Genomic DNA, 13,285 nt, shown 5'->3' on the forward strand with positions numbered 1-13,285 from the left:
AAAATGCGTGCACAAAAAATATTGCTGGTTGATGATGAACCGGGTATTATTCAAATGCTTGAAAAACTTTTGCGCAAGGAAGGCTATACGTTTATTCACAGTGCATACTCAGGAAAAGAAGTCAGGGAAAAAATAGTACAGTCAGCGTATGATTTAATTGTACTGGATGTGATGCTGCCTGACACAGATGGATTTCAGCTGTGTCAGGAAATCCGCCAAAAGACGAATGCTCCCATCTTATTTCTTACTGCCCGTTCAAGTGATTTAGATATGCTGACTGGCTTTGGAATTGGGGGAGATGATTATATTACAAAGCCTTTTAATCCGTTGGAGGTTGCGGCACGCATTCATGCACAACTCCGGCGGCAGGAGCAGTATCAGCAAATTACGGAACCGGAAAAAGTATATCATTTCGGAACAGTTACCGTTAATAAAAAAGCAGCTCAATTACTGATTGACGGAAAAGCAGTAGCCTGTCCTGCCAAAGAGTTTGAACTATTGCTTTTCTTAGCTGAACATCCAAAACAAGTATTTACGGCAGGACAGTTATATGAAATTGTGTGGGGTTACGATAGTCTTGGAGATGAGAAAACGGTCTCCATCCATATTATGCGGCTTCGTAAAAAAATCGAGAAAGACCCGAAAAATCCTTCGCTGATTGTTACATTAAGAGGGATCGGCTATAAATTAGTACCGCCAGATACAGAGGATTCGCCATGATACGATGGCTGACTGGAAGTCTCGTTGTCCGTTTTACATTCAGTTTTATTTTACATCAGTTTTTGCTGATGCTCGTCTTAGCGATCCCTGGAGTATTATATATTTATATCCTGCAGGAGCCCGATAACCTGACAATGATAAAGATCCTGTCCTGGGTTGCCGTTGCATTTTATTTTTTATATTGTCTGTTTTATGGTTACTACTTCGCGAGACCTATGTATGGTGTGCTGAATCGGATAGAAGTTTTATCCAACGGAGAATATTTGGTTCCAAAACAGAAAAAACAATTTCTCTCCAGCCGTATCTACCGGGAGGTCAATACCAACCTGGAATCTCTCTCCACCATCCTTCAGGAGAATGAGAAAAAACGGAAAGAATTTAACAAACGGAGACAGGAATGGGCAGCAGGCGTAACACATGATTTGAAAACACCATTGTCATATATCTCCGGTTACACAGATATGCTTTTATCAGCGGAGCATACATGGAGTGAAGCAGAAAGAATAGAATTTTTACAGCTGATTAAAGAGAAATCCAGGCATATGGAAGAATTGATTTCCGATCTTGGTATCGCTTTTCGGATGGATCAATCGCTGGATATCAAAAGGAATTCCGAAAAAATAGAATTAACAGAGCTGCTGCGAAGGGTCGTAGCTGAAGCAGCTAATATGCCTGTCGATAAAGAGATTTCGTTTGAATTCATCGGCAGTAATCATCCTGTTTATATAAAAGGAGATATCAAGCTGCTCAAAAGGGCATTTACCAATTTAATAGTGAATGCAGTGGAGCATAACCCGGCTGGAACTGTCGTTAAAGTTACGATTGAGAAAAAAGATCAGGTGGAAGTCGTGATAGAAGATAACGGTATAGGGATGGACGAGGACGCAGTCAATCATTTATTTGAGCGTTATTACCGGGGAACTCCTACAAATACTCCGACTGGAGGAACCGGACTGGGGATGGCAATTGTCCAGCAAATCATCGCTGCTTATGGAGGATCGATTGAAGTGAGTAGTGAGCTGGGGTGTGGGACTGCAATTACTGTGAAATTGTCTTATGACTGAATTTTATTTTGAAAATTTAAGGAAGAAGAACAGTGGCTTAGCAATAGATAGCCGTTGTTTTTTTATTTTTATTATAAGAGAGGAAACGGTAAAAACTATTATATACAATCGGTATTACTTTTTGCCAATCATTCATTAAAGATAGATGAACTTAACGGCTTCATATATACTTGATCATCAAAAACAATAGTAAAGGACGCTTGACGTCAAGCGTCCTTTACTATACCATGAATAATGAAGGTGGTGATATGGATTGAAAAATAATATGGTGGAATATAGACGCAAGTTTGGTTACTCCCAGGAAAAATTTGCTGAGCTTCTTGGAGTGTCCAGACAAACAATTATTTCAATTGAAAAAGGGAAATACAATCCATCACTTCCTTTAGCAATGATTATTGCAGAGATTTTTCAAACCAATGTAGAGAATGTTTTTATTTTAGAAGAAACAGATTATAAGAAGTAATTTAGAAGGAGGGGTAAGTTGAATAAAGATATAAGTCGAGGATTATTTTTAATTTTAGTTTTTTTCCAGTTAGGTATGTTTGGTTTTATTGTATTTGCAGCTGTAATGGCCAATACATTTCCCGCACCTTCCACCTATATACAACTGTCAGTAGCTATCATGGCTTTCTGCATGAGCTATCTTTATCCACACTTCAAACAAAAAGACGAGCGCATGAAATTGATCAGACAGAAGGGATTAGAGTATGCGTATTTTACCATATTAGTCTACTATATAATTTTATTAATGATTCTTCAGTTTAATCTTTTAACACTATCTGCACTGGATGTGCTCTATATTTTAATTGCACTGACCATTTGTACAGTCTTTATTTGTATGGTGATAGCTGCGAAAAAATATTGAAGGTTTCTGGTTTAGTGAAATGCTGGATAATATAAATGGGATAGATGATACCTTTTTTAAGACCCTATTGGAAAGACCATAAAAGTCGGCAAGATAGAAGTTGATAATAGTTTAAATACTTTTTTATATCCCTGAATGCAGGTAAGAATATGACTCTGATAAATTATATGCTGTAAGCTCAAATCTGTAATTGACTTGGGTTTACAGCATATTTATTTGATCTAAAAGAAAACGGAAATTCTTATTTTAAAAGTATATGCAAATGTCACTACGCTGTATTTGAATGGTGGAAAAATAAAGAAGTGTTAGTGTGAAATGATGAGGATAAAAAATTGGGATAAAAAACAAAAAATATTGTAACGAATTAACTTATTTCTGGATATATAGATGATAAGATTTTAAAAGGCTTGTCTTATATGAATCAATCTTTTCCAATTCACTTGAATGATGGACAAGCATAGTATCCATTTTAGAACTTCAAGCTTTTTAAGAAAAACGGATGTTTATTCTATCAATGGCCAAAGACTATAAGTATGGAAGGAGGTAAAAAGTGGATAAAGACAATATATATCAAGACTATGCGGACTTTATTTATAGATATTTGTTAACGCTAACCAATAATAGTCAACTCGCTGAAGAATTGACCCAAGAAACCTTCTATCAAGCTATTAAATCGATTGATAACTTTCATGATAATGGAAAAGCAAAATTTTCCACATGGTTATGTTCCATCGCGAAAAATGTTTGGTTGCAGGAAATCAATCGAGAGAAGAAAAAAGAAAAGTTAACGGAATCATTAAGCTATGAAGAAAAAAGATTTCATGATTTAGAAGAAGAATATTTTAGAAATGAAGAGAAAATTAATTTTTTCAAACAAGTACATAAGCTTAATAATAAACAGCGTGAAATTATGTATCTCCGGTTATTAGGGGACTTATCCTTTAAAGAAATTGGCGTTATTTTTGGAGAAACAGAAAACTGGGCCCGGGTAACATTTTATCGTGCCAAACAACAAATACGAAAGGGTGACAAACCAGATGGATCATAATGTTTTCAAAGATTTAGTACCAAGTTATATTGAAAACTTAACGAGTGAAGAGACAAATAGACTGATGGAAAAACATATGGAGCAGTGTGCGGAATGCCGGGAATACTTTAAAGAAATGCAGGGGGATTTATTAATAGGACATACCAAAGAACAGAAAAATGAGAAAAGAAATATTGACTATCTAAAAAAGGTTCGTTCAAAAAACAGGAAAAAGATTTTCGTTATTACAGGATCATTATTAGCACTTTTTCTTGTTCTGGCCATTGGGTATCATTTTCTGTTTGTCCATATGTGGATAGCTGATGATAGTAATGTTGAGACAAGTATCCAGCAGCAGGATAATATCGTCACGCTGACTTTTCAATCAAAAAAGGATAACCGGTATCTTTTAGCAATAGAACAGCAGAGCAGCCAAAACTATACTGATTTGATTATCATTTATGAAAATTGGAATATCTTAGCGGATAAAAAATGGAATATTCATTCTGAATTGGCCGCGGCTCAACAAGGCGGTACGGATATTACGTATACTTTCTTAAATGAAAACACCTTATTACTGGACAATGGAGAAGAAAAAAAACTAACAGAGGATGACAAAATAAAAATTCAATATAAAGATCACTCCGAAGAAATATTGTTAAAGGATTTATACCATGCAGAGAAACAGCATTGATTTGAGGAGGCTGCTTTTATATGACTTTAGAAATTAAAAATATATCAAAGAGATATGAAAAGGCATCGGTATTAAATGACATTTCCATTGCATTAGAACCTGGAGTTTATGGCTTACTAGGTGCAAATGGTTCGGGAAAAACGACTCTAATGCGTATTATCTGTGGAGTAATCAAGGCGGATGAGGGCTCCATTATTTATAACGGAGAAAATACGAATGAAAAAGCAGATTCATTTCGCTCTATACTTGGATTTTTACCTCAGGATTTCCGTTACTACCCTGACTTTACGGGTTTGAAATTTTTATTATATATAGCGTCGTTAAAAGGTTTAGATAAAAATATGGCTAAAGAGAAATGTGAAGAATTATTGCAATTAGTTGGGTTGGAAGATGTAAAAAGTAAAAAAATCAAGAAGTATTCAGGGGGAATGAAGCAACGCTTAGGAATTGCCCAGGCAATGATAAATAATCCAAAGATATTGATTTTAGATGAGCCGACAGTTGGATTAGACCCAAAGGAACGGGTTCGATTTAGAAACTTGATTAGCTCTTTTTCAAAGGAAAAGATCGTCATATTGTCTACACATATAGTTTCAGATGTTGAATATATTGCTGATGAAATCCTGATTTTGAACAAAGGGAAAATAGAGAACAGAGGTAATTCAGAAAATCTTGTAAAAGAAATTGAAGGACATGTATGGGAATGTCATATGAAATCTTCATCAGTGGATGATTTATTAGCAAATTATGTGATAAGTAATCAAAAACATGAAGCTGTAGGAACTATTTTACGAATTATTTCTAAAGAACAGCCTGCACAGAATGCAAAGAAGGTACAGCCTACGTTAGAAGATGTATATTTATATTATTTAAGAGAGGATGTACCCAAAAAATGATTATGAAATATGAACTTGATAAAATAATTAAGAATAAAATTTTTCTCGCAGCAAGTATTGTTTCGCTGGTGGTTATTGCAGGAATTTTTTTGTTAGGTTATTACTATTCTCAGCTTACTTTTGCAGAACAAACAAATACGGAAAAAGGGTATCCAGGGTTTTATTCGGAAGTTACAAATGCACACGCTGGAGAATTCAACGATCAAAAAGTTGAAGAAATTTTAGCAGATTTCATGGACAGGTATCAAAGTGATATAGAGCCAGAAAGACCATTTGATGTATTTTCTTGGGGAGTTGCGGATGCTTTTTTTCCAAAAGGCGAAGATATCTATTTAAAAATGAATGATGCAATGGAAAAAGGAGAAAAAATAACTATTGATGAAATTGATACTCCCACTATTGAAGACGTTGGTTTTGCAAACTTTAATACAGCTTTAATTATTGGTGGTTACAACACGTGGGGGAATTTTTTCAATGTTACTAACCTTTTGTTCATGCTTGCCAGCTTGTTCATAATCTTTATTTGTTCTTCCATTTTTTCTAGTGAAACCTCTAATAATATTAATCAATTGCTACTCTCTACAAAATATGGCAGGGGAAAGTTAACTATTGCAAAGATAACAGTGGCGGTAGTAGTTTCTATTCTGATATTTTTAGTAATTCAGTTAATCTCTTTAATATTCTTCTATAGCTATCATGGTCTAAGTGGTTGGGACGCAAATATTCAAACCAATTTTTCAGTAATGTTAAATGATTTTCCAGTCTATATGAATAACTTTCAAGTTTATCTGCTAGTAGTTGGAGTTCAAATGATAGGTCTCTTGTCAATAATTGGTATTACTTTGCTAATTTCAACAATGACAAAGTCTCCTTTTATTTCATTAGCGATTTCTTTAGGTATCTATTTCGTACCGTTTCTGTTAGGTGAAATTTATCAGACAGGTATAGTAGCTAAAATATTGAATCTATTTCCTATTCAAAATTATCAGGTTGAAGAAATGCTAATGAAAATGGAGAATGATACATTTTTCTTTTTTAGCAGTTTTATTCCGAATGTTATTTTAACTATTGGTGTTGCGCTAATTATAAAAGTAGCAGCTGATTTTATTTTATATTTTAAGATGAAATATTCACAGGTGAAGTAATCTTTAGAGTACTTAAAAGAAATAATTATGAAATTTATCCAACTAAGCACATAATTATAGTAAAGGATACTTCAATCAAAAAAGGAAAGTAAGATCCATCAGTTGGTGATAGCCGCGAAGAAGTGTTGAAGTTATCGGGTTTTATGCAATTCTGGATAAAAAAGGAAGAGGTGTGTATATGGATGAAATAGATTATCTCCTTTCTCAATACGCTATTGGTAGAACCATAAAAGTCGATAAGATAGAAGCTGGAAATACCTCAAATACTTTTAAAATAACAACGGATGAGGGAGTATGGATTCTGCGCTCGCTCAAAAATGAACTTCAAGGAAAAATAGAATTAAAAATTAGTGAGCATATCCATAAGCAAGTACCTGCTGTAGTTGCTAAACTTGTTCAAACGGAGACTGGCGAACCTTATGCAAGGTATGGAAAGCATTTCTATAATTTACAAGAATATATGGAAGGTGAGAAAGTAACACCAAAAATGAATTGTCTTTTTCAAATAGGAGAAAGCATAGGAATGATCCATGATTCTTTGGAGACATCAAATTGTAAATATAATCAAACGGATAGATTTGATATAGAAACACTTTGGAAACAAGCCAAAAATAAATGGCAGAAACTTAACGATTTTTGTGTAGACGTGGTTCCTAACCAAAACGTTATGAACGCAACTGTAAACAGATTTATAAATCATACAACTATACAACGTCATCTGATTCATGGTGATTTAGGTATTTGGAATATGCTTATAAATCGTGGAACAGTTAAAATAATTGACTTTGGAGAAGCAAGACTTGGGCATTTTTATTTTGATTTGGCTGCAGGAATTACTACCGCAATTAACGAAGATTTATCCCAAGTAAAGATAGAAAAAGCTTTACCCGAGTTGCTAAAGGGATATGAAAAGCATCGGCCTAAAGTTGATTTAGAAGAATTGTTAATGTATATTCATTTGTGGTATCTAAGAGGCTCTCTAGCCATATTAGCATTCAGCAAAGTAGAAGAAGATTTTTATGAGGAAGTTGTTTATAATTTTAAAATGATGAACAAATATACAAAGGTGTTTAAAGCTATTGAAGGGAATTAAAAATGATATAAGGTGTTAGTAAAGAGACTTTAATGTAAAAAATGGGAATGGTTAAATTATTTATAAATATAAAACATCAACAGGATAAGAATCCATTTTGGTTTATCTTTTTTCAAAATGGATTCTTTTTATCTAACGTAAAACTTAGTCATCTTGAATTTCTTGTAGAAAAGATGTGCCAGATATTAGGTGTTTCCTAAAGTGACTATTATGAGTGAAGAGATTCCTCTGTTAGCTGTCAATCCAAACGCAAAAGAGCTCAATGATTCATCAATGATTTTTGTGCTTTAAAACGATCCCATACAGAAAATAAAATTTGTACAGCAAGCGCCAGACCTAAGAGGACAACAATAATCATTGTCAGATGCTTTAAATCAGAACCAAGATTGCCGCCACCATAAATTAAACTTAAATAACTGTTCACTCCATATGTTGCAGGCAGCAGATTTCCAAGTTCATAATAAAAGGATGGTAATAGCTCACGGGGTACGATAGCTCCAGAGCTGACTAATTGCGTTGCAGTTAATGCAATGTTAAAGATCATGCCGGGATTTCCAAATAACATAACAAAAAGCTGAGAGATAGCCAAAAAGCTAAAGAGCAATATTGCCTGGAAGCCCCATAAGGCCATAAAAGAATAATCCAGTTCTATATGAAATAAATACATCAGGCAAACAGTTAATAAAGAAATACCAATAGCTAATAAAATATTAATAACCTGCCTGCCAAAGAATAGGGAGAATCTGCCATGATTCTCTGTTAATCTTTCATTTGTCATCTGCAAGTACTGGCTGATCAACATAGCGCTAATATAAGATGCCAATACGATCAATAGAGGAACCATCGTAATCGCAAATCCTTCTTTGTTATTTGTTTTTTCGATAGTTGCATTTAAAGGGTTCACTTGTGTATTTTCCTGTACCAAGTCTACTACTTGACCAGCTATCTCTTCGGTAACTGCTGCCATTTCTTCGTCCGGAGCTTCGGCTGCCATCATTGGTGGAATATTCTCCGCAATTTGAGCATCCATCATTTCCCGGACTTGTTGGTTCACTTGGCTATTTAGTGTATTAGCTGTCGTTTCCATCATTTGTTTCGTTAAGGTAGGGGCAGATTGGTTAATAAAATAATCGATGGATACCGTTTCGTTATTTTGCAGCTGCTCCATCATATTGTCCGGGAGATGAATAAGCATGTTTACGTCCCGTTCATCTAACTCCTGCTTTGCTTCGTGTAATTCCTCAAATTCAGTTATTTGAAATAAATCTTTATCCTTTATTTGGGTTACAATTTCCTCTCCAAGCATCTGATCATCATTTACGATTCCAATCGAAAATTGATCTGTCCGATCATAAACACCGTCATAACCAGTTAACCAGACAATAACAAAAATAAGTTGAAAAGCAACCGCAGCCGCAATGCCTAAAAGCGTTTCTTTTTGTTTGAAAAAACTTTTTAATACATTCATATGAATCCTCCTTTTTTGAAAGCAAGTACATACTTGCATATTATTCAAAAAAAATTATTGAAGTGCCTGGATAAAGAACGCGATATTTTTATCTATAAATTCTTCAATCGACAGTTCTTCCGATCCTGACAGGACTCTTGTTTTGGATAAGAAAAATCCAAAGTTAATAAAAGCAAAATTAGTAGCAAGGGTATAAGGATCAAATTTTTTTATTTTTTCTCTCTCTATCATTTGTTCAAAATAATGTGTAATGATTTCAATATATGTTTGCGGGACTTTTTTTAGCATCTCATTTAATTCAGCAAATTCATTGGACTCTCTTAATGCCAATAAAATCACTGTTTTTTTCTGATCCAGTAAAGCCTGGTATTCTCTAACTAACATTTTTAAATCTTTTTCTATATCCCACACTATTTTTTCAGCAAAGGTATTTTCCAGCAAATCAACAAATGCATATTTTTGAATAGCTGCTTCCATAATCCCTTTCTTATTGCCAAAATGACGAAATATGGTTACTTCATTTACATTTGCTTTTTGAGCAATCGCCCGGGTTGTTGCTCCTTTGTATCCTTTTTCATAAACCAGTTCTATGGCTGCTTCAATAATTTTATCTTCTGTTGACATATGCAAATCTGTTCCTCCAATACATTGTAAGTACTTACTTGCATTTAGTTTATAGATAATGTTTCATGGTGTCAAGAGTGATGGAGTATTTAGTGAACGGTTTAATTAAGCCATTGTTATTATTGAGAAGGAATATAAAAAAAGGTTTAAAAGAGAGGAGAAAAAAGTGAATGAAGAAATCTAATAAAGGTAGAAAATAACCAATCCTAGAGTTGATTTATTCAAAATACATTTAATCATTTGTGTGCAGGTCTACATATTGCGTTGCTATTTTAACATTAAGAGTTTGTATAGAGTAATATAAGTAGCCAACGGAATTACGGAGCAGGTACATACAATTATAAAAATATTTGTCAATTATAATACTATTCCGCTATTAGCAAAAAATAGGTATAATATAACTATATTCATTTTAAGGGAAAATACTATTTTGAGTAAAATATGGTATGAATTTTTGATTGAACAAGACTACTTGGACTTTTAACAGCCATTTTCTTTTCAATCTACCTCAACGAATGGGCATGGATTCCTTTGACACTTGTTTATTGGACCTGTCTTACTTTGAGTATCTATTTTTTAAAAGGAAATAAAAGAGTGCTTATTGATTGAAAAAATCCTCACCTTCCAAATTATCTATTAGCTTACCGTCATTTAACATAGGTGTTATAGCAACGATAGTGCTGACACTTTTTTATCGTATCTTATGTTGCCATCATGATTGTCCCTCAGCGTATTTCTAAATTGAACTTATCTGAAAAAAATAAATAAGGATATAACATAAAGATAAACAAACCAACGCAGTTTTTATAAAAACCACCAACCATCAAATAAATGATATATTTGAAAGAAAAAAAGGGGAGAGGCCCATGTTTTCAGATAAACAATTGCAAACCATAATTGAAGGAAATGCTGTTGGTAATTATTTTCCGTATGATACGAATAATGAACAAGAAATTGAGGCACATATCCGCCGCTTGTTTTATCGATTAAAACGAATTCCTGATGTAAGGCTTGAAGCTGAATGGAATCATTTTGGAAGCGGCTATGCTTCGTTCGTTGAGATTTTTTGTTATCGAAAAGAGGATATTACAGTTATTAAGGAGAAAAATGGAGAACGAGAGCTGGAGATTAGTGGGATTATAGTAGATATTTGTCGTTTAGCTCCAGTTGCTATTATGGGCGAAGACAAACGATTCAAAACAATTGATATTGCCACAAACGAAGAGCTTGCTGGAGGGTTTGGTTCTTTACTTGATGACCCAAGACGGGTGAAAGTAGGTAAGAAATTTCAAACGGTAGAGCGTCAGCTGCACCAAGCTTTAGAGGAGTTTGAATATAAAAACTTAGATGAAGCTATTTTGAAGCAGCCTCTAACTTTTAAAACAAAAATAGCTACTATTTATCGTAAGCCCCGGGAATATAAAGTGATGGATGCGCTTTTTTATTGGGAGGATTAATTAGTTTTTAATTTACCATATCAGTCAAGTACAACAAACGTTCAACCATTTTTTAAGGCAGTTGCAGAATTAGGCTCGGCCATTCGGAACTCTTTCAATGTCTGACAAAAGCAAGGAGTAGAGGGCAGTGTCACGAGAAATGGCGCTGAAACAAGCAGAATATGTTGCTGAACATTACTTTGATGACGAAGAAGAAGCGGCTTTCCTAAATGAACTCAATCGATACTATGAAAATGATGTGTTACGGGAAAAAGGATAAGTTGCCTTTGACAATAGTGATCTGAAACCATTTAAAAGCTATAGCAGTCCTGTTACAAAAGACAAGAATGTAAACTTCTACACAATTGCTAAGCAATATATGAATGATGATTTAAACCAGTTTATCTTAAAGATAAAATAGTATAGTGGACTAAATAGGAGCGAAGTATGCAATGAGTAAAGAAAAATATGATTATATTAATAAAGAACAGCTGGGAAAGTATGCAAAGCTCGCTGTCCGGATGGGCGTAAATGTGCAAAAGAATCAATTAGTGATTATTCATAGTGATATTGAAAATGCTGTATTTGCACGTCTAATTCAAACAGCGGCCTATGATGCAGGAGCTTCAAATGTGGTTATGAATTGGACAGATGAACAGTCCGCCAAAGAATTTTATTTATATGCAGCAGAGGATGCCATTGATCATTTTCCAGACTGGCAAGCTGCACGTTTTAAAGAGTGGGATGATGCGGGAGCTGCTCACATCCATATTATTTCTGAAAACTTAGATGTATTTGAGGATGTCTCCAATGAACGGATGAGCCGCTTCCAAAAGGCCACTCGCACCAAGCTGAAGGCTCATAACGCAAAGATTAGATCTCACGAGATACGCTGGTGTCTTCTGGTTGTTCCCGGCTTTGTATGGGCAAAGAAAGTATTTCCCCACTTAAGTAAAGAAAAAGCCATGCAATCACTATGGCAATCCATCTTACAAGGCGCTCGGACAGATGGAGAAAAACCTACTAAAGACTGGGAAGATCATGACAGAAACTTTGAATTACGGAAAAAAATCCTAAACGACAGCCAATTTGAAACTTTGCATTTTGTGAACAGCCTGGGAACTGATTTAACAATTGGCATGCCTAAAAATCACATCTATATCGGCGGGGGGGTGATAGATAAAGAGGGGATACGGTTCTTTCCAAACATCCCCACGGAAGAAATATTTACCGCTCCTCATAAAAATAAGGTGAATGGCAAGCTGGTAGCAACTAAACCGCTTATCTACGGGGGAAGTATCATCGACGATTTTTACCTGATATTTAAAGATGGATGGATTACTGATTATTATGCCGTAACTGGGCAAGAAGCTTTAAAAAATCTCATCGAAACAGATGAAGGCTCCCATTACCTGGGTGAAATCGCCTTGGTTTCTAATAATTCTCCACTTTCTCAGACAGAAACGCTTTTTTACAATACCTTGTTTGATGAAAATACTGCCTGCCATATAGGGATAGGGAACGCTTCTCCTTCTAATCTTCAAAATGGCAGTAATCTTTCGGAGGGAGAGTTGAAGGAAGCAGGCCTTAATACATCACTCCTGTTAGTCAATATAACCTTTGGTACGGAAGATATGGAAGTAGCGGGAATACAAGAAGATGGAACGGAAGTTTTGCTAATGAAGGATGGGGATTTTCTATTTTAATTTAGGTGTCCTTTTAATTCGATCTGACTTTTTGAAACCATATCAAAAAAGATTATCTACTTATATGGGATAAAAATGTTCATTAATGTGATTTTTTAATACATATAGAACGAAGCAGTAAAACACATAAACAGATTATATAGTCTGGTTATGTGTTTCTTTATGAAATGATATTTGGCAAGTCTTTTCACTGGAAATGTAACTATGAAGGAGATAAAAAGTTCCAGTGATTATAGAAAATATATCAGATAGAATGTTAACATCAAATTGAACAATAGCTTCAATCCTTTGTTTAAGATTTAATAGTTTATTATTTATGGTAAAATTGGTTCTGAATTGGAAAGCAGAGGATTCTATAGTATGTTTAAAAGTCATTAAATGTATTAATATTAATTGTTTGGGTGGGACAATATGAAGAAGTGTAACTGCTAAACTAAAGTAGACCATTATTGCTTGATAAGAATGAACACTTTTCTTGGGGGATAGGCATGTAACAGGCTGTTGCCCCGTAGGGGCGGCAGCCTGTTACATGCTCGCCGTTCCGCTG

Annotated in this window: 14 protein-coding genes; 12 read left to right on the plus strand and 2 right to left on the minus strand. The window is 34.6% G+C overall.

The window, feature by feature from the left end; translation table 11 throughout:
* Nucleotides 1-3 precede the first annotated feature (3 nt).
* The 9 genes from BN1068_RS03785 (at nt 4) to BN1068_RS03825 (ending at nt 7,504) form a co-directional block, all read left to right on the plus strand.
* Nucleotides 4-720: a response regulator transcription factor gene (locus BN1068_RS03785; RefSeq protein ID WP_077601485.1), complete on the plus strand. Its 717-nt coding sequence runs from the start codon at nt 4-6 to the stop codon at nt 718-720.
* A complete protein-coding gene (locus BN1068_RS03790; protein ID WP_077601486.1) occupies nt 717-1,784 on the plus strand; it encodes a sensor histidine kinase in 1,068 nt (355 codons plus the stop codon). Before BN1068_RS03785 ends, BN1068_RS03790 begins: the two co-directional genes overlap by 4 nt.
* A 253-nt stretch (nt 1,785-2,037) precedes the next feature.
* A complete protein-coding gene (locus tag BN1068_RS03795; protein WP_077601487.1) occupies nt 2,038-2,247 on the plus strand; it encodes a helix-turn-helix transcriptional regulator in 210 nt (69 codons plus the stop codon).
* Nucleotides 2,248-2,265: 18 nt separating this feature from the next.
* Complete coding sequence (locus BN1068_RS03800; RefSeq protein ID WP_254846694.1) at nt 2,266-2,649, plus strand: permease; 384 nt, start codon at nt 2,266-2,268, stop codon at nt 2,647-2,649.
* A 550-nt stretch (nt 2,650-3,199) separates the two neighbouring features.
* Entirely contained in the window at nt 3,200-3,697 is a 498-nt protein-coding gene (locus BN1068_RS03805) for an RNA polymerase sigma factor (RefSeq protein ID WP_077601488.1), read from the plus strand.
* Nucleotides 3,687-4,370 carry a zf-HC2 domain-containing protein gene (locus BN1068_RS03810; protein ID WP_077601489.1) on the plus strand — a complete coding sequence of 228 codons (684 nt, stop codon included), beginning with the start codon at nt 3,687-3,689 and terminating at the stop codon, nt 4,368-4,370. Before BN1068_RS03805 ends, BN1068_RS03810 begins: the two co-directional genes overlap by 11 nt.
* Before the next feature lie 20 nt (nt 4,371-4,390).
* Nucleotides 4,391-5,266, plus strand: coding sequence for an ABC transporter ATP-binding protein (locus BN1068_RS03815; RefSeq protein WP_077601490.1), 876 nt, complete (start codon nt 4,391-4,393; stop codon nt 5,264-5,266).
* Nucleotides 5,263-6,411, plus strand: coding sequence for an ABC transporter permease (locus tag BN1068_RS03820; protein ID WP_077601491.1), 1,149 nt, complete (start codon nt 5,263-5,265; stop codon nt 6,409-6,411). The genes BN1068_RS03815 and BN1068_RS03820 overlap by 4 nt, the downstream gene beginning before the upstream one ends.
* Before the next feature lie 178 nt (nt 6,412-6,589).
* Nucleotides 6,590-7,504 (plus strand): phosphotransferase, encoded by a 915-nt coding sequence (locus tag BN1068_RS03825; protein ID WP_077601492.1) that lies wholly within the window; start codon nt 6,590-6,592, stop codon nt 7,502-7,504.
* 259 nt (nt 7,505-7,763) lie between these two features.
* Here BN1068_RS03825 and BN1068_RS03830 read toward each other — a convergent pair whose 3' ends face one another.
* Together BN1068_RS03830 and BN1068_RS03835 are read right to left on the minus strand one after the other, a co-directional pair.
* The gene (locus BN1068_RS03830) at nt 7,764-8,972 is read right to left on the minus strand and encodes a YhgE/Pip domain-containing protein (RefSeq protein ID WP_077601493.1); all 1,209 of its coding nucleotides are present in this window, start codon (nt 8,970-8,972) and stop codon (nt 7,764-7,766) included.
* A gap of 54 nt (nt 8,973-9,026) precedes the next feature.
* Nucleotides 9,027-9,596, minus strand: a complete 570-nt coding sequence (locus BN1068_RS03835) for a TetR/AcrR family transcriptional regulator (protein WP_254846702.1) — start codon at nt 9,594-9,596, stop codon at nt 9,027-9,029.
* Between the two features lie 866 nt (nt 9,597-10,462).
* Between BN1068_RS03835 and BN1068_RS03840 the strand changes: the two genes are divergently transcribed.
* From BN1068_RS03840 to BN1068_RS03845, 3 genes are all read left to right on the plus strand, one after another.
* On the plus strand, nt 10,463-11,053 hold the full coding sequence (locus tag BN1068_RS03840) for a hypothetical protein (RefSeq protein WP_077601495.1): 591 nt from the start codon (nt 10,463-10,465) through the stop codon (nt 11,051-11,053).
* Nucleotides 11,054-11,180: 127 nt separating this feature from the next.
* Nucleotides 11,181-11,312 (plus strand): hypothetical protein, encoded by a 132-nt coding sequence (locus BN1068_RS24150; RefSeq protein ID WP_303046889.1) that lies wholly within the window; start codon nt 11,181-11,183, stop codon nt 11,310-11,312.
* A gap of 172 nt (nt 11,313-11,484) precedes the next feature.
* Nucleotides 11,485-12,738, plus strand: coding sequence for an aminopeptidase (locus BN1068_RS03845; protein ID WP_077601496.1), 1,254 nt, complete (start codon nt 11,485-11,487; stop codon nt 12,736-12,738).
* The last annotated feature ends 547 nt before the right edge of the window (nt 12,739-13,285 follow it).

The sequence above is a fragment of the Oceanobacillus sojae genome (assembly GCF_900162665.1).
In the GTDB taxonomy this organism is placed as follows: Bacteria; Bacillota; Bacilli; order Bacillales; family Amphibacillaceae; genus Oceanobacillus; species Oceanobacillus sojae_A.

Bases quoted from the DNA above. Each gene is read 5' to 3' on its own strand.
- BN1068_RS03785 (WP_077601485.1), top strand. From the start codon at position 4: ATGCGTGCACAAAAAATATTGCTGGTTGATGATGAACCGGGTATTATT.
- BN1068_RS03790 (WP_077601486.1), top strand. From the start codon at position 717: ATGATACGATGGCTGACTGGAAGTCTCGTTGTCCGTTTTACATTCAGT.
- BN1068_RS03810 (WP_077601489.1), top strand. From the start codon at position 3,687: ATGGATCATAATGTTTTCAAAGATTTAGTACCAAGTTATATTGAAAAC.
- BN1068_RS03815 (WP_077601490.1), top strand. From the start codon at position 4,391: ATGACTTTAGAAATTAAAAATATATCAAAGAGATATGAAAAGGCATCG.
- BN1068_RS03820 (WP_077601491.1), top strand. From the start codon at position 5,263: ATGATTATGAAATATGAACTTGATAAAATAATTAAGAATAAAATTTTT.
- BN1068_RS03825 (WP_077601492.1), top strand. From the start codon at position 6,590: ATGGATGAAATAGATTATCTCCTTTCTCAATACGCTATTGGTAGAACC.
- BN1068_RS03830 (WP_077601493.1), bottom strand. From the start codon at position 8,972: ATGAATGTATTAAAAAGTTTTTTCAAACAAAAAGAAACGCTTTTAGGC.
- BN1068_RS03835 (WP_254846702.1), bottom strand. From the start codon at position 9,596: ATGTCAACAGAAGATAAAATTATTGAAGCAGCCATAGAACTGGTTTAT.
- BN1068_RS03840 (WP_077601495.1), top strand. From the start codon at position 10,463: ATGTTTTCAGATAAACAATTGCAAACCATAATTGAAGGAAATGCTGTT.
- BN1068_RS03845 (WP_077601496.1), top strand. From the start codon at position 11,485: ATGAGTAAAGAAAAATATGATTATATTAATAAAGAACAGCTGGGAAAG.